The organism is Spiroplasma sp. AdecLV25b, assembly GCF_030913225.1.
Classification (GTDB): Bacteria; Bacillota_I; Bacilli_A; order Mycoplasmatales; family VBWQ01; genus Spiroplasma_E.
In genome coordinates this window covers 1-23,183 of record NZ_JAQYTS010000030.1, presented here as the reverse complement: position 1 = coordinate 23,183, position 23,183 = coordinate 1, and the positions used below count along the sequence as shown (strand labels likewise).

19 protein-coding genes are annotated in these 23,183 nt (G+C 28.1%); 10 read left to right on the top strand and 9 right to left on the bottom strand.

Features of this window, described 5'->3' with window-relative positions; all coding sequences use genetic code 4:
- Positions 1–51: 51 nt before the first annotated feature.
- The 8 genes from RDJ14_RS03015 (at position 52) to RDJ14_RS02980 (ending at position 7,143) form a co-directional block, all read left to right on the top strand.
- Positions 52–243 (top strand): hypothetical protein, encoded by a 192-nt coding sequence (locus RDJ14_RS03015; protein ID WP_308149898.1) that lies wholly within the window; start codon positions 52–54, stop codon positions 241–243.
- Positions 244–257: 14 nt separating this feature from the next.
- Positions 258–2,276, top strand: coding sequence for a hypothetical protein (locus RDJ14_RS03010; protein WP_308149897.1), 2,019 nt, complete (start codon positions 258–260; stop codon positions 2,274–2,276).
- A gap of 11 nt (positions 2,277–2,287) precedes the next feature.
- Entirely contained in the window at positions 2,288–4,024 is a 1,737-nt protein-coding gene (locus tag RDJ14_RS03005; RefSeq protein ID WP_308149896.1) for a hypothetical protein, read from the top strand.
- Positions 4,025–4,094: 70 nt separating this feature from the next.
- On the top strand, positions 4,095–4,544 hold the full coding sequence (locus RDJ14_RS03000) for an HIT domain-containing protein (protein WP_308149895.1): 450 nt from the start codon (positions 4,095–4,097) through the stop codon (positions 4,542–4,544).
- Positions 4,532–4,894, top strand: coding sequence for a hypothetical protein (locus RDJ14_RS02995; protein ID WP_308149894.1), 363 nt, complete (start codon positions 4,532–4,534; stop codon positions 4,892–4,894). Before RDJ14_RS03000 ends, RDJ14_RS02995 begins: the two co-directional genes overlap by 13 nt.
- Positions 4,895–5,029: 135 nt before the next feature.
- Complete coding sequence (locus RDJ14_RS02990) at positions 5,030–6,088, top strand: hypothetical protein (RefSeq protein WP_308149893.1); 1,059 nt, start codon at positions 5,030–5,032, stop codon at positions 6,086–6,088.
- A gap of 193 nt (positions 6,089–6,281) precedes the next feature.
- Complete coding sequence (locus RDJ14_RS02985) at positions 6,282–6,551, top strand: hypothetical protein (RefSeq protein WP_308149892.1); 270 nt, start codon at positions 6,282–6,284, stop codon at positions 6,549–6,551.
- Between the two features lie 400 nt (positions 6,552–6,951).
- A complete protein-coding gene (locus RDJ14_RS02980) occupies positions 6,952–7,143 on the top strand; it encodes a hypothetical protein (RefSeq protein ID WP_308149891.1) in 192 nt (63 codons plus the stop codon).
- Positions 7,144–7,273: 130 nt separating this feature from the next.
- Here the strand turns inward: RDJ14_RS02980 and RDJ14_RS02975 are convergent, their stop codons facing one another.
- The 5 genes from RDJ14_RS02975 to RDJ14_RS02955 all read right to left on the bottom strand — a co-directional run bounded on the left by RDJ14_RS02975 (position 7,274) and on the right by RDJ14_RS02955 (position 14,635).
- Positions 7,274–8,239, bottom strand: coding sequence for an HD domain-containing protein (locus tag RDJ14_RS02975; RefSeq protein ID WP_308149890.1), 966 nt, complete (start codon positions 8,237–8,239; stop codon positions 7,274–7,276).
- A 14-nt stretch (positions 8,240–8,253) separates the two neighbouring features.
- A complete protein-coding gene (locus RDJ14_RS02970) occupies positions 8,254–9,936 on the bottom strand; it encodes a phospho-sugar mutase (RefSeq protein WP_308149889.1) in 1,683 nt (560 codons plus the stop codon).
- Between the two features lie 227 nt (positions 9,937–10,163).
- On the bottom strand, positions 10,164–11,606 hold the full coding sequence (locus RDJ14_RS02965; protein WP_308149888.1) for a hypothetical protein: 1,443 nt from the start codon (positions 11,604–11,606) through the stop codon (positions 10,164–10,166).
- Between the two features lie 796 nt (positions 11,607–12,402).
- Entirely contained in the window at positions 12,403–13,842 is a 1,440-nt protein-coding gene (locus tag RDJ14_RS02960) for an NADP-dependent glyceraldehyde-3-phosphate dehydrogenase (protein WP_308149887.1), read from the bottom strand.
- 235 nt (positions 13,843–14,077) lie between these two features.
- Entirely contained in the window at positions 14,078–14,635 is a 558-nt protein-coding gene (locus RDJ14_RS02955; RefSeq protein WP_308149886.1) for a hypothetical protein, read from the bottom strand.
- Between the two features lie 169 nt (positions 14,636–14,804).
- Between RDJ14_RS02955 and RDJ14_RS02950 the strand changes: the two genes are divergently transcribed.
- Positions 14,805–14,984, top strand: a complete 180-nt coding sequence (locus RDJ14_RS02950) for a hypothetical protein (RefSeq protein WP_308149885.1) — start codon at positions 14,805–14,807, stop codon at positions 14,982–14,984.
- A 189-nt stretch (positions 14,985–15,173) separates the two neighbouring features.
- Here RDJ14_RS02950 and RDJ14_RS02945 read toward each other — a convergent pair whose 3' ends face one another.
- The 3 genes from RDJ14_RS02945 to parE form a co-directional block, all read right to left on the bottom strand.
- Positions 15,174–15,875 carry a hypothetical protein gene (locus tag RDJ14_RS02945; protein WP_308149884.1) on the bottom strand — a complete coding sequence of 234 codons (702 nt, stop codon included), beginning with the start codon at positions 15,873–15,875 and terminating at the stop codon, positions 15,174–15,176.
- A gap of 84 nt (positions 15,876–15,959) precedes the next feature.
- A complete protein-coding gene (parC, locus tag RDJ14_RS02940; RefSeq protein ID WP_308149883.1) occupies positions 15,960–18,488 on the bottom strand; it encodes a DNA topoisomerase IV subunit A in 2,529 nt (842 codons plus the stop codon).
- Positions 18,489–18,502: 14 nt separating this feature from the next.
- A complete protein-coding gene (gene parE / locus RDJ14_RS02935) occupies positions 18,503–20,425 on the bottom strand; it encodes a DNA topoisomerase IV subunit B (RefSeq protein ID WP_308149882.1) in 1,923 nt (640 codons plus the stop codon).
- Between the two features lie 172 nt (positions 20,426–20,597).
- Here parE and RDJ14_RS02930 point away from each other — a divergent pair, with 172 nt between their 5' ends.
- Entirely contained in the window at positions 20,598–21,050 is a 453-nt protein-coding gene (locus RDJ14_RS02930) for a hypothetical protein (protein WP_308149881.1), read from the top strand.
- A gap of 138 nt (positions 21,051–21,188) precedes the next feature.
- Here RDJ14_RS02930 and uvrC read toward each other — a convergent pair whose 3' ends face one another.
- A complete protein-coding gene (gene uvrC / locus RDJ14_RS02925; protein ID WP_308149880.1) occupies positions 21,189–22,961 on the bottom strand; it encodes an excinuclease ABC subunit UvrC in 1,773 nt (590 codons plus the stop codon).
- Positions 22,962–23,183: the final 222 nt, after the last annotated feature.

The following is a 23,183-nucleotide window of genomic DNA, read 5'->3' as shown; positions in this document are numbered from 1 at the left end:
TTATAAAGTTATATTAATAGTTAATAAAGTATTATAGAAAGGTAAATTATTATGAAAATATTTAAAAGAAAAGAAAAACTAACTGAAAATGATAATACAAAGTTATTTAGTTTAAGTAAAGAAAAAACCATACATGCTTCTGCCCGACTAGAAATAAAATGCAAAAAACTATTCGAAATTTGAAATTTTATGTTAAGATATTTTAGTAAAATAAAAATAAATTCATATTTTTTCTATGAATAAAAGGAGTGAGTATAGTGCGCAATATTCTTGCTTTAGTTGCAACTTTCACATTATCTACGACATCAACTATGTCGGTATTAGCTTGTAATCCAACGTCTGACCGTGGCACTACCAATGTTTTTGACTGAAATCAAGCATTTAAGGCTGCTGGTAGTGCTGGAGAAACTACTAGTGATTTTTTTAACTTTCTTAACAGTCAAGGAGGACAATCTTGAGGCAAGGATTTATATAGTACGATTAATCAGCATATTAATCTCTCAATTTTGAAAAATAATCATAAATATAAATCTGATTATGATGCTGCTTTAATTACAGTTAACTCACAAATAGACAACAAAATTGCTTCCTTAAAAGCAAAATTTGGTCGTGGTTGGGAAAAACAATGAAAGAAAATTTTATCAGGTTATAACAATAGCGTTGAACAATACAAAGATGATCAACTAAAAGATATTGCTACTAAAATTATTAATACTAGTTATGTTAGCCAAAACTATGGAGATTATGAATATTATACAACAAGTGAAATATATCCTATGTTAAGAGATGTTTTTGAAGAAATTAAAGCAGGTAAATTTACAAATGTTCAAAATTATATTAATAGCGGTGGAATTTACGCAAAAACTATTTGAATTGTTATCAAAGCAAATAATCCTGTTGGAAATGCTACTACCTTACAAGACGCAATAACAACGAATAAAGACTGAAACGCAATAACCGTTAGCAATCCAGTTGCTAAAACAGTTGGTGACGTTGAAAATGGCGAACATATATCAAGTACATATAATACTGTTAATGGATTACTGAGTGACAATCAAGCAAAAATTGCTCAAGTAATGATGACAGCACAAGAACCGATTTGAGTTCGCCAAATTGTTGTTCCTTTTAATATCGCTGAGAAAGATAAGGCATTAAAAGTAGCTATTACAAAAAACCAATTTTCTGACAATAAACCCAAAATTAATGAAATAGTACAAGACATTAAAAATTTAGGTTTTGACCAAACCTTTACTTTTCAAGGTACCACAGCTACAGGGACAACTGATACAACTGGTGACTTGGGATTAATAAATATTAACAGTGCAACTAAGGACAATGCTCCTTTTTACTACTATCTATATCGTTATGTCACTAGTGCACAAGGCGTTGGCAAGAATGTTATTGGTAATATTCAACAAGATACTCTAGATAAGTACACTGCACCAACTAATCCCACTGATGATGCCTTAACTACCCTGTTACCACTTATTGATCATACTAACAATAATAAGCAAAGTATAACTAGTCAATACAATGACTTAATTTATATGAATGATATACAAAGTCATACTAGTCTACTACCTGACGCTACAAAAAATAATGGACCTGGTGTTGGTATCTTTATTGATACTGCTGGTATTCATTTTATTGAAACACCCGGTATTACTTACCAAGCTACAGCTTCTACTGACTCAACATATAATATTATTCAAGAGTTTAATAAGAAAAAACAAAATCCACAAAACTTATTATGGAATGATGTTTCTCCACTTGCTGATCGTCCAGGTGGCTTAAGCAATAGTCCTTATCTTGACTATTTACAAACAGCATTTTTATTACAAAAAAATAAAGGCCTTGATACAACTATTGATTTAAACAAAACTTTAGGTGACTTTACTGCAACTAGCACTGACCTTGGAAGTCCTAATTGATGAGATTACAATTTATTCTTTGATAATAACGCTAGTTTAATTCATTGAAATATTAGTGACCTAACAGGTTCAACTCCATCACTTGATGATACAACAATTGATGGAGTTGCTAAGAGTTTACAAACATGATTTACTAATGTGAAAAATAGCCGTTGAGATAATAAACAAGCACTATATGTTAACGGTCACTTTCAAAATGCTGTTAAAACACTTAATACATCTTGAGATGCATTTGGTATTAATGCACCAACTGCTCGTCTAAATGAAAATATTTCTGATTATCTAACTAAAGTTGGAAAACAAACTTTATGATGATATGATCCAAATATCATCACAAATAATTAGGGAGGTAAAAAATGAAAAACAAGAAAAAAATCATTCCATTAATAGCTTCCGTTACACTTCTTGCAGGACCTGTATTACTAGTAACTGCTTGTGATAATGAACGTGATATGAGTAACCTACCAAATGGTAAAATTCCCGATGATTACAAAAATCGTATTTTATTTGATTTCTTAGGAGTAAACTTTACTAAAACCGTTGGTGAACAGTTTAAAGATGCCTACGCGTCAGGACTTGACTTAATTTTAAATGATGTTGAAGGAATAATTGCCCAACAAAAATTTTATGACTTCTTTCATAATACTCTAAGCCCTACAGTTTATACAGAAGACACACTTGATTCTGATGGTAATGTAATACAAGAAGGTACTGCTAATCAAGCTTTTGATAACATCAAAGATGACCTTGGTTTAAGTCTTTTAACTCAAGCGTATTTACAAGGTATAAAAAGTTGTACATCACTAGATGAAACTACGAACTTTACAAATAATCTGGTACTATTCCAAACTGACTCTTGACACCGAGGAGGTACTGGTAGTTTAGATTATAGTAAAGATAAAGATGGATTTTACGCAAAAGACAATGCTGATACTGGTTTAAAAAATGATCCTAATGACGTTTTTGCTAATACTAATCTTTATAAAGACTTTGGAACTGTTACTAAGAATGAAGCATTTATGAAACAACTTGCTGACATTGCTAAACACCCAGATGATAATACCACTAATGTTCTGCTTCCATTACAACAAAATACGCAAAACTATATTGGTGACGCCGGAGTTAATCCCGATACACTGCCAAAAGCTTTAGATACATCAGTTACAGATTATCAAAGAAATTTAAAACGTTTCCAATGATCATTACGTTTCCGTTATGAACAATATTATAAATACATGATTTTACCTAAACTAAATGAAAAATTATTTACTATGTCCTATCTTTTAAGTAACCTTTTCATACCTAATCAAAAAGGGCCCAATAAAGAACCAATTATTGAAACAACTACTAATAATGCATATATTGGCCAACTACAAAATATTAATGATTATAAATCTTCTAACTATCGTTCAATTTGAAACTTTCAAACCAACAAGACAAATGCAATTGATATAGAAACCAATTGAAATACAAGTAACTGACAAAACATTACTAACAATGGTGGTAGAGAATTAAACAGTAGCTTCTTTAATAAACTAAAAAATGGTACTTCTGATTCTATTAATCAAATTGATAATCTTTTTGGTGCTAATGGTTATACAGCTACTGCTGCTGGTCAAGCTGCCAAACCTGTAGCAGATGCTACAACAGCAGGTTGAGTAACAATTAAAGATGGTACCCACTATGAATTAACAAACGATACTATCGCTAACTTTACTTATACAACACCAATCTATTTCTTAAATGTATTGCAAAATTTAGACTTTAGTTGTATTTTAAATGATAAAAATAAAAAAACTTGAATTCCTAAAACTACTGGCCTAATTCAAGATTGAAATAACAGTTCTAACCCAAGCAAAGACACAGACTTTTCAAAATATATTCGTGGTGCTGCTGCTAGTAGCGATATCACTCAAGACCAAAAATTTGGTATTTTCTGACAAATGTTATATTTCCTTGCTGATAGTGATGCAAACAAAGATAATGCAGCAAATAACTTTAAATTAGCAGCCCAAAGTTTATTTCCTACATACATCCCTAAAGATAATATTTATGAAAAAGGATTCTGAGACAAAATTAAACAGTATTACTAACAATTAACCACATACATAATGAAAAAAATTTTAAGTTATAATGTATAAAGTAGAAAGAGATGATTAATATATGCCAAATTCACAATGTATTTTTTGTACAATTAGCAAAAATTCAGAAAACTTAGTTTATGAAGACAAACATACCGTAGCATTCATGGATATCAAACCCGCTACTCCAGGTCATAGCTTAGTCATTCCTAAACAACATTTTGCAACCTTCCTTGACACAACTCCGGAAATTGTTGGTTTTGTCAATAGCACTGCCCATAAAATAGCAACGCAATTACAAACACTAATTCCTGAAATTAAAGGTTTCAACATCTTAACTAACAATGGTAGTGAAGCATATCAAGAAGTTTTCCACTACCACGTACATATAATACCGAAATACAATAAAGAAAAAGGTTTAATATTAACTCACACTACAGAAGATATTAAGTTAGAAAACATTGATACTATAAAACAATCATTAAAAACAAAATTCATGAAATTAAGGAGGAAAATAAAATGAAAAATATAAAACTATTAACTTTACCAAAAATTTTAATGCTAATTGGCTCAGCATGAATCATTATCTTTAGTTTACTATATATAAGTAAAGTTACAACCTATAATTTTTACGGATGAAAAGAAAATGGTGCCACATTAATCCTACTTGGTATTATGTACATTATTATCCCTTTCTCAGTTAAACCAGGTTTATGATCAAAACTATGAGCATTAGTTATTGCCTTCATTTCTATATTAATTGTGATTGGAATATTTGTTGGAACCGGAGTTGATTACAAATCACCTTGAACTTATGTTAATGCCTTACCACATATTATCATGGCACTAGGTGCTGTCTTATGAATCTTCAATAGCAAATAACAATTAACAACATAGCCATTACCACACTAATTTATAATCATAAATTAGTAAATTACTCTTTTTATGTTTTCATTTTAAAACTAAAAAGTTGATATAATTAAAAAGTAATTATTGTGTGAAAGGACTATGTTGCTTATGAAAAAAATATTAAAATTTTTATTATCATTAACTAGCATTGCTATTGTTAGTGCTAATAGTTTAATTACTGTTGCCTGTGGTTGCAACTATTGAACAGTATACGATGTATACAACGAATACTTCTACGGTTACCCACGGATAAATAAAAACAATCCTTACTATTCTTTTATTACCGATTATCGCAATAAAACTAAACTTCCCGCTAGTCCTACTTCGATGAAAGAATTTGATGACCTGCAAATTAATCCAGTGTGAAAAAACTTCCAAGAATTAAAAACAGATTTAACAACTACCAAACTAAGCGATGAAATTACAATCAATGTTAACTGGAATGATTTATATAGTAAGTCAGGACTTGATGTTCCATCAATTACTAAAGCTGAAAACTTACAGTTAAACTTTTACAATGCGATTGCTAAAGTATATCAAAAAACTAATATTCTACGTTTACTACAAAACATTAGATTGGCTCCCACTGGTAGTAAGAATACTATTGCTTATAATCGTTACTATTGAAAAGTCGCTTCACAAACACAAACTTATGGTAAAGATTTTGTTAATCAAATTTTAATCAATGAACAATATAATGGCAACTACTGAAACTCTAATCATTTAAATTGTGTTAGTATGCATGAATATGGCCACGCTTTAAGTAACTATATTGATGTTCCTTCTAAAAGTCGTAAATTTTTCAATACCAGGATTGTAGATTCAACAAATTATAAACAAAACATACTAGGCAATGATCGAAACTATTATGATCTTACACAAGTCTTAATGGATTATTTGGATACTAAAATAACCATTACTGCTAGTAGTGCTTTTGATAAATGAGTTGAGAACTTTCTCTTTCCGTTAATTGTTGTCAACAGTGGTTATAGCAGTATTAGTTTCCGTGATCGTAACCTTAATGAACGTAATGAATTCTTTGCAGAAGCATTTAATTTATGATTAGGAACTGATGGTGATAAACGCACTTGAAAATGAGAATTATTAAATGACTTCTTTATGCACTATCTGCCAACATTTGCTAACTTAAAAAATCCTGTCCAATAAACTATGTAAATTTCCAAAACAATATAATCTTTAGAAAGTCACCTCTAGGTTCAATAAAACCTAGCTAAGGAAACCTCTTTTTATGAGAGAATATAGTAGAAAAGAAAAGTCATTTATTTTCTAAAAATGATTAAATGAAATTAGGAATAATATTAATTTTAAACATTCAACAGATGATAGCATATTTTCTTATTTGGAAAAATCCAATGCATTTAAAAATTTTAATAAAGAAGAATTATTTCCTAAATTAATATACTTACCAGCTGAAATTATTTTTGATGTTAAAGATACTAAAATAAACAATTTGCTTCATAAGAAATATACTTTAATAAAATTAATAAGAACAGGGATAAGCCCTATTTCAGCAATGATTGGAATCAGTGCTTATTATGGACAATTAATACCTTATTATTTGGTAAAAATTAGATTTAGATATATGAAATTTAAATCAAAGATCAACTAATAAAACTAAATTTATTAATAGTAGTAAAAAAACATTATTAGGTTTAGGAACAATTAGTTTAGCAAATTATAGTAAGTTTTTAAACACTGTTATTACACCAATAGAACCTATTACAAGTACAACAACTACAGAAACACGAACATGACCAGATAATTTATTTAATATTTTATTTAATAATAATCCTAATAATTTAATGGATTGAGATACTTATATTTCATTAAATGCTTATGGTATTTTAAATCTTATTAGTGGAATTAATGAATTAATCTCTAATAGATTTGAAAATATTCGAAATATTGCTAATATGGTAACTAATGGGTGTTTAATTAGTAGTGGTATAGTACTTATCTAGTACAAATATTAATTTATAATTTATTTATAGAAAGGGAAGATTAAAAGAATGCCTACTAAAAGAGACCAAAATAATAATTTTAAAAATATAGCAAAATGAGTAAATGATAATCAAAAAGAGGTTGAAAAGCAAAAAAAGAAAGTGATAAAAGATATGAAACATATAAACAAACTGCAGAATATAAAAAATATACTAATTCTTAATTTAATTAAAAAATATAATATTACTCCACAATTTTAAATATTAATGTATAATCAAAATATTTACTTAGAGTTTAAGTAAGAAAAAAATTAGGTTGGCACCTAATTAAAAAGTTACCTTAATTGGTAACTTTTTAATTATTATTAGGCATGTTTTCTGACTTTTTACTTTATTTCTTAGTTTTTAGACTTTGATGTTTATAAAACATTCGATTTTCAATACCTGGCACACGTGAAGTTGATTCACCAACATTAGTATTAACTAATGCTTCATCAATAGCATATATTTTAGCATCAAGATTATCAAGATGATGCAAAATTTCTGCTTCCATGGTTTTAGGTAAAACTGGTGAACCATATTCGTATTTACCATGACTTGCTAAAATTAAATGCTGTAATAAGACAACCATTTCCTCTTGCAAATTAATGTTCAACTCTTGACATGCTTGTGTTACTTGCATGGCACCTAATGAAATATGACCAATCATTTTTCCTGCCAAAGTAAAAGCACTAATGGCATTATTATCTAATTCCATCATTTTCCCATAGTCATGCATAATAATACCAGCATACAATAAGTCACTATTAATATTACGGTCATCATAAATATTAACTACTTGTTTAGCCATCCTTAACATAGTAACTGAGTGTCATAGTAAACCACTTTGCACAGCATGATGCATTTTTACAGCAGCTGGTCAGCGTTTGTAATCATTGATTATTTTTTCGCTAAAACATTGAATTAAAATGTTTTTTAAAATGGGATTTTTAAATTCTTTAATTGTTTGACTAATCTCAGTTCATGCTTGGGCAATGTCGATTGGTGCTTGTGTTAACAATAACTCATAATATTCACTGGGATTAGCAACAATTTCTCATTCATTAATTTTTAACTGCACTTCATTATTGTAGTTAATGCTATTAGCTTCAACTTTAACAACAACACCTGTTGTTAATTGAGCAATAGCTTCTTTACTAGCATCCCAAATTCGAGCTGAAATGCTACCAGTTTTATCTTGTAATTGTAAATTTAAATAGTTAGTATTATTAGACGCAACACCTTGAATGACACGGCCAATGATTACTATTAATTTTAAAGTATTATTAGGTTTGATATCTTTAATTACAGTTGTCATTAACATTTTTCTCCTTATCATTTTATATTAGTAATTTTTAAATATTTTTTTGCTAGTTCTTCATACATTGCTTGCATTTTTTGTTTTGCAACATTAGTATTTTTGTCGATACAAACAAAGTAAAATTTAATTTTAGGTTCTGTTCCACTAGGTCTGACAGCAAATCATGAGCCATCAATAAAATAGAATTTTAATAAATTTTGACCTGGCATGCCATAAAGTCCTTGCTCATAGTCTTCAACTTTTTCAACTTTAATATTATGTAATGAAGGAATTCCACTAGTTCGTAAAGTTTCCAACATGCCATTGATTTCAGTTTGTCCTTTTTGACCTTTTAATACTAAGTTAACAGTATAACAATAATAATAACCAAATTTTTTATAAATATCTTCTAAAACATCAATTAATGTTTTTTGTGATTGTAAATAATATCAAACAGCTTCGGCCACAACCATAGCAGATTGAATACCATCTTTATCACGAGTAATATCTTTAATAACATAACCATATGCTTCTTCAAAACCAAAAACAAAATTAATCTTACGAACTTGTTCTTTTAGCATTTCAGCACCAATTCATTTGAAACCAGTCAATGTTTTAATGACTTGACACCCATAAGATTGAGCCACAGTATCAGATAAGTTAGAAGTAACGAAAGTATTATACATAACCGGATTTTCAGGCATTGTTTTAGTTTTTTGATAATGACTCAATAAATATTCTAATAAGATTGGTGCTGTTTCATTACCTGTTAGTAACACATACTCTCCTTGATGTTGAACAGCAATGCCAATTCTGTCAGCATCTGGATCATTTAAAATCACTAGTTGTGCATTATGTTGTTTAGCATATTTAATAGCTAAATCAAAAGTTGGTTGCACTTCAGGATTAGGCGAGATTACACCTTTAAAATCAGGGTCATAGCTTGCTTGTTCTTTAACGATAATTACTTCATAACCACATTGTTCTAAAAGCGGTGGAACTCACTCACGACTGGTCCCATGAAGGTTAGAAAAGACAATTTTCAGATTACGGTTTTTAACATCAGGATAAAACTGTAAATTTTTAATATCATTACGATAATTAGTTTCTACTGTCAAGGGGACTTCTTTAATTAAGTCTTTGTTATAAGGAAACTCTAATTGAAAATCATCAGTTAATTGTTCCATATTGTGACCAATAACATTAGTAACTTCTGGTAAGAATTGACAACCATATTGATCATAAATTTTATAACCATTGTATTCTGGTGGATTATGACTAGCAGTAATAACAATTCCAGCAATGGCGTTAATCTTGCGAATACTATAAGATAAAACTGGAGTTGGACGTAAATCATTGTCTTGAAATAAAAAGACAGGAATATTATGTTTAGCTAATGTTTTAGCTGTTAGCATAGTAAACTCAGCAGAAAAATGACGGTTATCATGAGCGATAACAATTCCGCGATTTAAATCTTTTTGTGAAAAAGTTGATGTTAAATATTGAGTAAAAGCTACAGTAGCTTTCATAATAATAATTTCATTAATTCTTCCTGTTCCGACACCAGTAACTCCACGCATACCAGCAGTACCGAATTCTAAAGTAGTAGTAAAAGCTTCTTCAATTTCAGTTTTTGACATTTTATCTAATTGGGTTTGTAAGTGCTTTGGTAAAGTTTGTTGTTTTCAAATATCATATGTTTTTGACAAATCCATTATTATTAACTCCTTCATTAAATAAAAATTAATTTTATAAATAAATAATACTATAAAACATTAAGATTAAAAATCTTATCTATTATTTGATTAACTACTATTTCAGGTTCGAAAAATAATTCCAAATAATTAATCAGTAAATTTACTAGTGAAATTATATTACTCATCTCATTGGTATTATAAGTTAGTTAAACTATATATAGTAAATAAAATGATTCATGACAATTTTAAAGACATAATGTACGAGAACTATTCCCGTGGTCATCAATAAACACCAAATTATTTATAACATCATTTGGGAATAAACATTCTCTATTTTCCAATAATGGTGTTGTATCATCATCTATTGGAATTACTATTTCTTGTTCATTTTGATTACTTTGTAATAAACTAACTAATTCTAGTACCTCCTCAATACTAGTGTTTTTTAATTTATTTTTGATAAATTCTTCTAATAATTTATTTTCTGTTTCATTATTTGCGACATTAGCAACATTTTCTATTATATCACTGTTTGTAAAACATGATGTAACATTGCTTCAACATCATTTAACACCACTAATTAGGGGCGTTACTATGAAATTTTTAATTTTAGGCAAAAATAAGTTAAAATAAGAAAAATAAGCACTATAGATACCATTTTCAATAAGTGTCACTAATAATGCCAAATGTAAAGCCTCTATTACGTTTTCTAAATTTATTTCTTTTTGTTCTCCAAAAAGTCCACTGATTACACTTTCTAAAGCAGAAAGAAAAATTAGTAAACATATAATAGCACTTAAACCAGTAGTTTTTAAAATATTTTTGTTTCTCAAATTTTCTCATATTTTTTCAATCAAAGGTTGAGCGATTTTATCAAAAATTAATTCTTCGATTATACATATACTCAAATTAACACCAATACCTTTTGCAAAAGTGATTCAATCAAATTCATTTTCACTAACATATAAATTTAAATAATTTTTTCAGGCACCCATTACAGTGCTTACTCCCAAAAATGATAAATACTTCCAGTTTGAAATCAAATTAATAATTTTATAATTTAAATATGATAAATTAATCATTGTCAATCCACTTGTTATACTTATCATTACATCTTCTCAATCATTAAAAAGATGTAATAATGGATTTTCTTCATGCAAATTATTTTTAGCATCAAATAAAGAAAATGAACCTAGACTTAAAGTTAAAATTATCATAATAGATAAAAAACTATATTTTGAATTGAAAATTTCATTTAATAAATTACTTTCATTTTCAATAACTACTCAGTTAAAATTCTCTTGTAAAAATTGTGCTGTTGGCAATATCCACTCATTATTATATTCTTGTTCATTTTGATATAATTTAACAGTTTGTTGTAATTGTTTGATATCATTTAGATTTGTCAATTCTAAAATTATTTTACCATCGTTTAATTTAATAACTTTTTGTCATAATGATTTATTATCAATCATTACAAATTTCTCATTAATAACTTTAATAACACTAGAAGTGAATTCTGTTTTATATTCTAATTTACCACTTTCATCAAGTCTCGTTAGTGTTACTCCTTCTGCTCCGTAGTGATTATCAGCAAATTCTCAAGCAGTTTCATTACTATTTATATTCAGAGCAGCATCTCCATCAGAGTCTTGGCTTTCTAAATTTGATTGTTCTATTAGTAACATTTCTATCTCCTTTAAAATAAAAGTCTTGTTTTACTTACAAAAAGTAAAACAAGACTTAAACATATATTTTTTTGAATTTTATTATTTTTTTGGTACTAGTTGCTATTGTCTAACTTATAAGAAAGATAGTGATAAAGAGGGGGAATACGTAATTAATAATTTTACTTTGATTCTTTTTCGTTTTTTAAATAATATTTTTTAACTAAATCAAAAATTTCATTGTTTAAACTTCCATCTTTATATCTCTTTTTAAATTTATAAAAATATTTATAACGTTTATCCAAAACTATTGATTTAATTCCATTAAAAAGGGAAAAGTAATTTCTATCTGAAAATTTATAATTATTTTTGTCTATTTTTAATAAATTTTCATTGATAATCTTATTGATTTTATTAATAAATTTTTTTCTTTTATAAACATAAACAAATATAATAAAAAATAAAATTAATACTACTATCATTATACTTAACCCTATTATTGTTCAGTCTTTTGCAGCTAACTTAACTAAGTACTTCAAAATTTACACCTACCTCTCATCTCATAATGTTTTTTTGAATTTGATAATAATATTTTACACTATTTCTGCAATAAGTTCTTTAAATTCCTATTTCAGGGTAATGTTTGTATGCTATTTAAATTATTTTTAATAGTTTCTGAATTGGTCATCACTTAATTAAGTTGAATATTTTTTCTTTATTTGACATCACAAAGAATTTGTTGCTAAAAAAAGAGCAAGCACTTTTAATGCATACTCCTTATGAGTTCACTCTATAATTTATCTTTTTTATTTAATAATTAAATTTTAGTTTTTCAATTAATTACAATTCCTTTGGGACGAGTAAATGATATTAATGAAGCATGAATACCTTGAACACCAAGTCCAGAATCTTTAACTCCAGTAAATGGAAAATGATCAGGTCCGCGCTGTGATTGGTCATTAATGTTAACGCTACCAACATCTAACTGTTTAGCAATACTCATAGCACTATTAATATTAGTCGTGAATACTGAAGCTTGTAATCCATATTTTGAATCATTAGCAATTTTAATAGCATCATTTATTTCATCAAAAACAATAATTGGAAGTAATGGGGCAAATGGTTCTTCTCACGCTAAATCCATATTAATGGTGACATTAGTAAGAATAGTTGGTGACATTAAATTACCTTTAAATTTATTACCTGTTAAACAAGATGCACCTTTCTCTAAGGCATCTTTAATTAATTTTTTACAATTTTCAACAGTTGGCATATCAATAACTGGGGTAATATCACAATTATTACTTGGTATTCCGACTGTTAATTTTTCTGTTTTTGTTTTTAATAAGGTAATTAAATTGTCACTAATTCCACGAGCTACTAACACTCTTTTAATAGCAGTACAACGTTGACCTGAATAACTAAAAGCACCTTTAACAATTTTAGTAGTAGTATCTTCAAGATCAGCATCATCTAGCACAATGGCTGGGTCCTTACCACCTAATTCTAAAATCAAATCGGTTTTTAATGATTTTTTAGAAATACGATTGCCAACATCGGCACTACCAGTAAAAGAAATAACATTAATTATTGGATTTTCAACTAGAATATCACCAATTTCACTACCTTTACCACTAACTGCATTGAAAGCACCAGGTGGGATTTTTGCTTCATTGGCTAACTTTGCTAAATATAATCCTACTAAGGAACCTTGTGTTGCTGGTTTAAAAACAACACTATTTCCAGTAACTAAAGCGGGAAATATTTTTGAAACTGACAAATTAACTGGGTAATTAAAAGGTGAAATTGCTAAAATAACACCTTTAGGGATATGTTCAAATATTCCTAATTTATTCATTACTCCCCAACTATCACCAGTGTATGACTGAGGATGTAAACGTAATGCTTCTTGTAACGTATAGTCAATATATTCAACAGAACGATTGATTTCACTAATTGCTGCTTTGATACCTTTAGCAATTTCAGAACTCATTATGTTTGCCATAATTTTTTTATCACGAATTATTAATTGTTTTCAATTATTTAATAGTTCAATTCTTTTTAAAATCGGCATTTGACTTCAAGCAATTTGAGCTATTTTTGCTGCTTGATATGTTTTATCAATCTCTGTTTTGGTTAGTGCTGGAACTTGTCCTGCTGGTTGGTTAGTTGTGGGATTCATTACTGTTATTCATTGTTTATTTTCATATAATTCACCATTAATTAGTGCTTGATATTGATTTTTATTATTTGTCATGTTAATCCTCCTTGTTTTTAATACTTTTATTATAACTTTAATTTTAATAAATAAAGTTATTTTCTATTCTTATTTTTTGATTAGAAGTGTAAATAATGGCAAAATTTTTAAAATTAAGAAGGTTAAATAAAAAGAATGAGTTTAATCGAATATTGATTAACTCATTCCCAAAATAAATACTAAGTTTATTTTTGTAAAATTATGTTTAATATAACACTTATTATAAGATAATCTTTTAATTGCCCACTTTATTCAATAAGTTCACAAATTTTTCGCTTTTATAAAGAGTACCTCGAAAATTTATATATAATGTATCATTATTGCCAACTATTAAAGAAATATTATCACAACTTACTCCTATTGGTAGTAGCATTTGTTCAAATACAGTTTGTCCAGTTTCACATTTAAAAAGTCTTCAAGGTCCATTTTCAGCTCTTGCTCTAACAAAGATATTACCACTTTTATCTATAGTTAAATCACCAATATTGCTATCTCTTCATGAAGTTGATTTAAATTCAATTAATTGTTTAAACACAGTTTGACCAGCTAAACATTTGTAGAGAATATCATCATCTTTACTACTAGCATACAGGTCGCCACTTTTATCATCTACTGCTCAAACATTAATATGCCCTGCTATTCCTATTATTTCAGTAAAATTCATTTGCCCAGCCAAACATTTATAAATTTTACTATCACTTTTTACATAAACATTATTATTCTTATCTATTTTTAAATCATCAACTGTAGAATTAAATTTTGCTATTTCAGTAAAATGCATTTGCCCAGCCAAACATTTAATAATTGCCTTAGATTTACCTGAAGAGATTGAAAGTTTAACCTTTCATAATAATGATTTATATGCAGGAGTAGAAAAAGGTCAGATTTACAAAATTAATATAACAGAATCAACACCAACTAAAACTGAAATCATAAATTTAGATTCATCAGCTGATGGTTTAGTGTTTAAAGATGATATCTTATATGCAGGAACACTAAATGGTAAAATTTACAAAATTAATGTAACTAATAAAACTAAAAGTACAATTGCTGATTTAAATCAAAAAATTCACAGTTTATCTTTCCATGGTAATGATTTATATGTAGGATGTGTTAATAAACTTTATAAAATTGATTTTTAATAAAAACCTAGATTTAAACTGTAAAGTTATGATTAACTTTTGGTTTTGATTCTCTCTTTAGTAATGTATTTTCGCATTCATTAATTTTTTTTATTGCACCATAACTAAAAGGTTGATTTATCATATTATCATTTTGCTTGTCATTATTAAATAGTAAACTAATTTTTTGATACATTAGACTACTCGATGTTATTCTAAGACTACCATTAACAGTATTTTCAGTAAAATAGGAAGGAAAATTTTAATAAACTTTTCTAATGATAAATTATTTTTTCCTAATTTGTAGAATGTTTGTAAAGAATTAAATAAGAAATAACCAACTGTAGACAAAATTGGAATTCCTATGCTATAAAAATCAAACCCCTCAATGTATTTTTTTCATATTATCACGACAACTGCCTCTTTACTAAAATTCAAAGCTACTATTACAAATAAACCATCAAAAATATCAGTATTAATAGGAACTGAGGTCGTTAATTTTACATTTATTTTTTTAACAATTTCATTAGTTGTAATTAATGCTAAACTTAAAATTAGATTTTTAATTGCACTTTTACCTTTATTAGTCTTACTAATGTTTTTATTAACAAAATCAACAATTAAATTTTCAATTGCTATATAAGCACCCGTTGTTAAAAGTGTTGTACTAATTTCGGGAACTATTAATAATGGTGGATTTTGCATTAAATCATCTATCCCATTTTCAAAACTTAATGTTCCAGTTGTTTTTCAATTATTAATAATTGCAACTGGGAATGCTGTTACGACAGCAACAGCAATTGAACCTACTCCTAATGTTCAAAACTTTAAACTTTTAATTAATTCACTTTGTTGAGGCTTTGAAACTAATAAAGTAGTCTCACTAATTTTTTTGTTACTGATAATTTCCATTTTTCACTTTTCCTTTCCTTACATAGCTATTTTATAAAAAAATCTATTTCAATCAAATTACTGAAATAGACCTTAGTCATTTATTTAAATATTTTCATCATCATTTTTAAAATCTTCATATGATTCTTCAATAGGACCTTCAGAGGGTATAATATCCTTAACAATTAGATTCATAATTAAGTTATTGCTTCCAGCAATAATATTTTCGCTTTCTGCTTTCCCCATTCCCTCGTTAACTTTGGTAATAGGAATATCGCTTGCTTTAATAACGGTTCATTTTTCTTTTTTACCTAAAATATTAATAAAAATTTCATCAGATGCTAAAAAGGTTTTAATAATAGTTACCGTTTTAGATTTTGGAATTTTTAAAATTTTATTACCTTTTGCTGTTCTTGATGTTAATTCAATGGTATTAAATAGTATTCTTTTAATAGTTCCTGCTGATGTAATCATTCCATATATATCATTACTATTACCAGAAGCCATACCAATGACTTGGTCATCTTTATCATTAAGTTTTAATGCTTTAACTCCAGCTGCCGTTTTGCTTAAGAGTGGGACTTTTGACTCTAGATATTTTAAAGTAAAACCTTTTTTTGTTGATAAGATAATAAAATCATGTTCGGTAGTAATACTAACACTAACAACAGCGTCATTATCTTTTAATTTAACATATTTAGCAATTTTATTAAATCTTGGCGTTGATAATTCTAATAATGACATTCTCTTAATAAAACCATTTTTAGTAACAACCACAACATTAATATTTTTTTGTTCAAAAGTATTAATTTTTGCTACTTTAATAATTTTCTCATCACCATCAATTTTACATAATGTATTAACGTGAATACCGTTATCTTTTCATTTATTTTCTTCTAACTTAAAAGCTGGAACTAAAATATAATTACCTTTATTAGTAAATAATAATAAGTTATCAAAGTTGTTCATGGTGCTAGCACCAATAATAATATCATCTGGTTTACGACCAAAATCTTGATAATCATCAAGATTTTGTGCTAAGACTTTAGTGCTAATAACTTTGATTCATCCATCATAACTAACACTAACAAAAACTGCTTCTTGATGTAATGTTGCCTTCTCATCAATTGTGATTTCGGTAATTTCACCTTGAATAAGCGATCTTCTCGGTAATGGATAATTATTTCTAATTAATGCTAATTCATTAATAATTACTTGTTGTAATGATTTTTCATTAGCAAGAATTTCTTTTAACAACATAATTTTATTTTCAATATCAGCTTTTTCTAAAATTAATGTTTCAATATCAGTAGCAGTTAACCGATATAATCGTAATTGGACAATAGCTTCAGCCTGAATTTCAGTAAATTCAAAAGTAACTATTAAGTTTTGTTTAGCACGAGCACGATCAGTTGAATTTCTAATAATCTTAATTACTTTATCAACCTGACTTAACGCAATAACTAAACCATTAACAATTTCTAATCTGCGTTCTAATTGCGCTAAATCAAATTGCGAACGTTTAGTAACAATAATAACTTGATGGTTAACATAAAAATCTAAAATCTTAACTAAATTCATTTGAACAGGCTTTTTATTTGCAATCGCTACCAAGTTAAAATTATAATAAACTTGTAAACTAGTATTTTTAAATAAATAATTTAAAATATCATTAATTTTGGCATCATGAGTTAACTCAACAATAATTCGTAACCCAGTACGGTCAGTTTCATCACGAACTTCTTTAATTCCTTGAATTTTTTGTAAGGAACGAATATCTTCAATTTTTTTAACTAAATCCTGTTTAATTACTTCAAAGGGAATTTCAGTAATAACAATTTGTGGAAATTCATTTTCCATATTAATAGCAGTTGTCGCACGAATCGCAATTCTACCTTTACCAGTATGATATGCTTCTTTAATTCCTTTTATACCTTGGACAATACCACCTGTCGGAAAATCAGGACCTTTAATCGTATGTTCCATTAAATCATTAATCGTACATTGTGGATTTTCAATTCGCATAATAACAGCATTAATTACTTCTTGTAAATTGTGAGGTGGGATATTAGTTGCCATTCCCACAGCAATTCCTGAAGCACCATTAACTAATAAATTAGGGAAGTAACCAGGTAAAATTGCTGGTTCTGTTTCTGATTCATCAAAGTTTTTATTAAAATGAACAGTATCTTTTTTAATATCATTTAATAACAGTTGTGAAATCGCACTTAGTCTTGCTTCTGTATAACGCATAGCAGCAGGATTATCACCATCAATTGAACCTTTATTACCATGCATTTGAATTAGTGGTCATGCTAATTTTCATTCTTGTGCCATTCGACACATAGCAGCATAAACAGCAGTATCACCATGGGGATGATATTTACCAATTACTTCACCTACAACCCGTGCTGCTTTTTTATATGCTTTATCATTAGTTAGTCCTAAATCATTCATAGCATACAAAATTCGTCTTTGTACTGGTTTTAAACCATCGCGAACATCAGGTAAGGCACGCTCTAAAATAATATACTTAGCATATCGTCCAAAGCGTTCGGCAACAATATTATCAATTGGATAAACTAACACTTGCTCTTCAAATGATTGAAATTCATTGGTTTCATTACTACTCATAATACAACAACTCCCTAATAGTCACTATCATCAAAAGAAATATTTTCTTCGATTCATTGACGTCTTTTTTCTGGTTTATCGCCCATTAATGTTTGAATTTCATTTTCAGCAACTAATGCATCATCGATGGTGATTTTAATAAGTTGACGAACATGGGGATCCATAGTGGTTTCTCATAATTGTTCAGCATTCATTTCGCCCAAACCTTTGTAACGTTGTAGATCATATTTACCATGAATGGTTTCTAATTTATCTTTTAATTCTAACTCATTTCATACATATGCTGATTGCTCTTGTTCTTGAACTTTATAACTAATTTTGAACAATGGTGGTAACGCAATATAAACATTACCAGATGTAATTAAATCTTTCATAAAGCGGTAAAAAAATGTCAATAATAAAATTTGAATGTGGGCACCATCAGTATCGGCATCGGTCATGATAATAACTTTATTGTAATTACAGTTTTCAATATCAAATTCACTACCAACACCACCACCAATGGCATTAATAATCATACTAATTTCCTCGTTATTAAATAAATCAACGGTTTTAGTTTTTTCAGCATTAATTACTTTTCCTTTTAATGGCAAGATAGCTTGGAAAGTACGGTCACGACCTGATTTGGCACTACCGCCAGCAGAATCACCTTCTACTAAGAAGATTTCATTAATTTTCGGATTTTTAGTTTGGGCAGGTACTAGTTTACCAACAAGGAATTTCTGTGTATCTTTGTTTTTGTTACGTAGTGATTCACGTTCTTTACGAATTGCATTACGGATATCACGTGCTTTAATGGCTTTATCAATAATTTTTTTGGCGCTATCACTATTTTCATGTAATCAAAATGAAAATCTTTCATTAACAATATTATCAACGACAACTCGTGCTTCTGGTGTTCCTAATTTGCTTTTGGTTTGACCTTCATACTGAATTAAATTTTCAGGAATCCGTAAAGAAACAATGGCCACTAGTCCTTCTCTTAAATCATTTCCTTCTAAGTTTTTATCTTTGGTTTTTAACAAATCTTGTTTGCGTGCATAGTCATTAATAGCTTTTGTCATACCACTTTTAAACCCAACTAAGTGCGTTCCACCATCATTAGTTTTAACATTATTAGCAAAACCAATTAATGTTTCAGCATAATCTTCGGTATATTGTAAAACAATTTCAGCATCAATATTATTTTGCTTACCTTTTAATGAAACAATAGGAGAGATGGTTTTTTTACCAGCATTTAAATATTCCATAAAAGCTACTAATCCATTTTGATATTGAAACCTTTCTGTAGTGTTGTTGCGTTTATCTATTAACTCAATACTTAAGTTACTAATTAAAAAAGCACTTTCACGTAAGTGTTGTTCGAACAGATGAATATTTCAATCACAACCTTGAAAAACACGAATAAAATCAGGTAAAAATTGAACTTTAGTTCCTGTTTTATAAGTAGTACCAATTTGTTTTAATGGTTCGTCAATTTTACCACCATTTTTAAATTTAATTTCATGAATTTTTTTATCGCGATTAATAGTGACACTCATTCACGTACTTAAAGCATTAACAACTGAGGCACCAACACCGTGTAATCCACCCGATGTTTTGTAACTGTTAGTATCAAACTTGCCTCCAGCATGAAGGACAGTAAAAATAACTTCTGGTGTACTTTTTTTAGAAGCATGCATTCCTGTGGGAATACCACGTCCATTATCATCAACAGTAATAGATCTATCAACATTAATAGTGACAGTAACATGAGTGCAAAAACCAGCTAAAGCCTCATCAATGCCGTTATCAACAATTTCTCATACTAAATGATGTAAACCACGATTATCAGTAGAACCAATATACATCCCAGGACGTTTGCGAACAGCCTCTAGTCCCTCTAAAATTTGAATGGAAGATTCGTTGTATACATTAGTATTAAGTTTACTAGCCATGAAAAAAACTCCTTACTACGTTTTACTTTAACGTTTCCATTTTATCACATATCTTGATATTTAAAGACAAAGAGAATAAAAGAAATTAAATAAATTCTTGCAATTCAAAATGAGTTGTTGTATATTGTACTTTAAATTAGGTTAATTTTTATTTTGAAAGGAGAGAACAACAATGAATTATAAAGAAATATTTGAAACTTCACTTAAAACAACAGGAATGATTGTTGGTGCTGTTGGAGGCACTGGCAGTTTAATTTATTTATACGCTAAGTTAGGTATGACTATGGAAAAATTTAATCAACCCGAAGGTGGATTAGCATTTCTACTTACAGGTTTTACTATAGCAGGAGCAGGAATAGGAGGGGCTTTAGTAGGAAGAGGTTTGGCAACCTTGTTATATGATGGAGTAATAACGTTGTGCAATAAAATTAATCACACTAATGACAATGTATCTAATGGACAAATAAATGATGTTTTAAACGCTGATAATACTTCAATAAATATGGAAGATGAAAATACATCATTATTACACCAAAATAGTATTAACGAAATAAACGTTCAATACAACACATCACCAGAAATAACAACAGTAAATAATAGAGTAGTTAATCATTGTAGTATGTAATAAACCAAACCAAAGATTGCATCTGCAACCTTTTTCTTTCTTTAAAACAAATTATAAACTATCAAATAAACTTACAAACAAAAACAAAATTAAAACGGCCCTATCATTTGTTTCTATCATATTTTCTAACTGAAATTATTAACTAAAACTATGCAATTCTTTTCATAATTTACCAGTAACTGTTTTAGATTTAATAATTTTAAATAATTGTTCTGCTGTGGCATTTTGTAAATCTTCTCATGTTGGAAATACTGCTAAGATTTTATTTTGCATTTGCATTCCAATTCCAGGAATGGTAGCAAGAACACTATTAATCATTGATTGACTGCGTTTCAATTTATGATATTTAATAGCATAACTATGAACTTGGTCTTGAAGTTTACTTAAAAATAAAAAACAAGCATCATTTTTAGGAATATTAATAGTTTGCATTTTATCATTAATAATGCGATCAGTTTGGTGTTTTTGATTTTTTGCTAAACCAATAATAGGTATTTTTAAATTCAGTGATGATAATTGTTCTAATGTTGCTGTGATTTGTGGTTTACCTCCATCAACGATAATTAAATCTGGCAATGGTAATTGGTTAATAATTAAATGATGATAGCGACGATAAATCATTTCACTAAACCGATGATAATCATCAGGGATTTTAGGGTCTAATAAAAATTTACGATAATCATTAAAACTAGGACTACCATTTTTATAAACAATCATTCCCCCAACACTAGCATTGTGTTGTAAATTAGAAACATCAAAAATTTCTAAGTGATTTAAATTAGGAATTTTAATTCATTGTGATAAAACTTTCATCATGTTAATAGGAGTATTATTAGTTTTAGCACTTTGTAAGTAGTTGTTTCAAGCATAAATGGCATTAGTTTTAACTAAAGTTAAAATGTGTTCTTTTGAACCTTTAATTGGCAAAATAAACTTTACCTGCGGAAATAAAATTTTTAATTCTGTTGTATCAATGGTGTGTGGTAAATAAATTTCACTTGGTAAGGTATTTTTACTATACAGTTGTTGACAATAATTACGAATTAAATCTTGAATTTCTAAGTAATTATTTTGGACAATTTGTTCATCTTTAGCTTGTAGTTTTCCGTTGCGATAAAATAAAGTAATTAACACTACCATGTCATCTTCAATTAAAAAGTTAATGAAATCGCGATTTCCATAGTCTTGGAATTCCACAACTTGTTGTGATAAAAATAAATCAATTTTTGATAATAAAATTTTAATGCGATTAGCATTTTCAAATTGTAAGTTTTCAGCACTAGTTGTCATATTATTAATTAATGTTTTTTTAATAACTCCAACATTACCCTTAAAAAATTGATCAATTTTATTAATCATATCTTCATAATAACTAACAAGCACAGTTTTAAAACAAGCACCTGAACATTGTGCTAAGTGATAATATAAGCAAGGTTTACCTAAATTCCCGTTACATTTAAGTAACGGAAATAACCGTTCTAATAATTTTAAAATATCACGGGCACCTGTGCCATCGGGAAATGGCCCATAATAACGTCCATCTTTTTTAGTAGCACTACGAACATAACGATATTGGGGATCGCGATGATTAGTGATTTGAATATAAGGGTATTTTTTATCATCTGCCAATAAAATATTGTATTTCGGGTGATGTTTTTTAATTAATGTTTGTTCAAGAATTAATGCTTCTTTTTCATTGGAAGTAGTAATAAAATCAACATCAGTAATATCATTAACTAATAACATAGTTTTAAAATTGCTAGCTTTGTTTAAATACGAAGTAACTCGTTTTTTTAAATCTTTGGCTTTACCGACATAGATTAAATTATTAAAGGTATCTTTAAAAAGATAACAACCAGCGATGTTGGGTAAAATTTTAATTTTTTCTTGCAATAAAATATTTTTTGCCATCTTTTCACCTAGTTTATAATTTAAAAGTTACTTTGATTTTATCATTAATTATAATTATTTTTACTAATTTAAAAAGTTATGATAAACCTCAATTTTAAAAAATGGTTAAGTCCCGAATCTTGTGTAAATTTATTTTTACAGAGCAATATTTCTCATATCAAATAAATTTAGTTTAATTTATTATACCATACTTAAAAGTTGGTAGGTTAATCTTATCTAAAA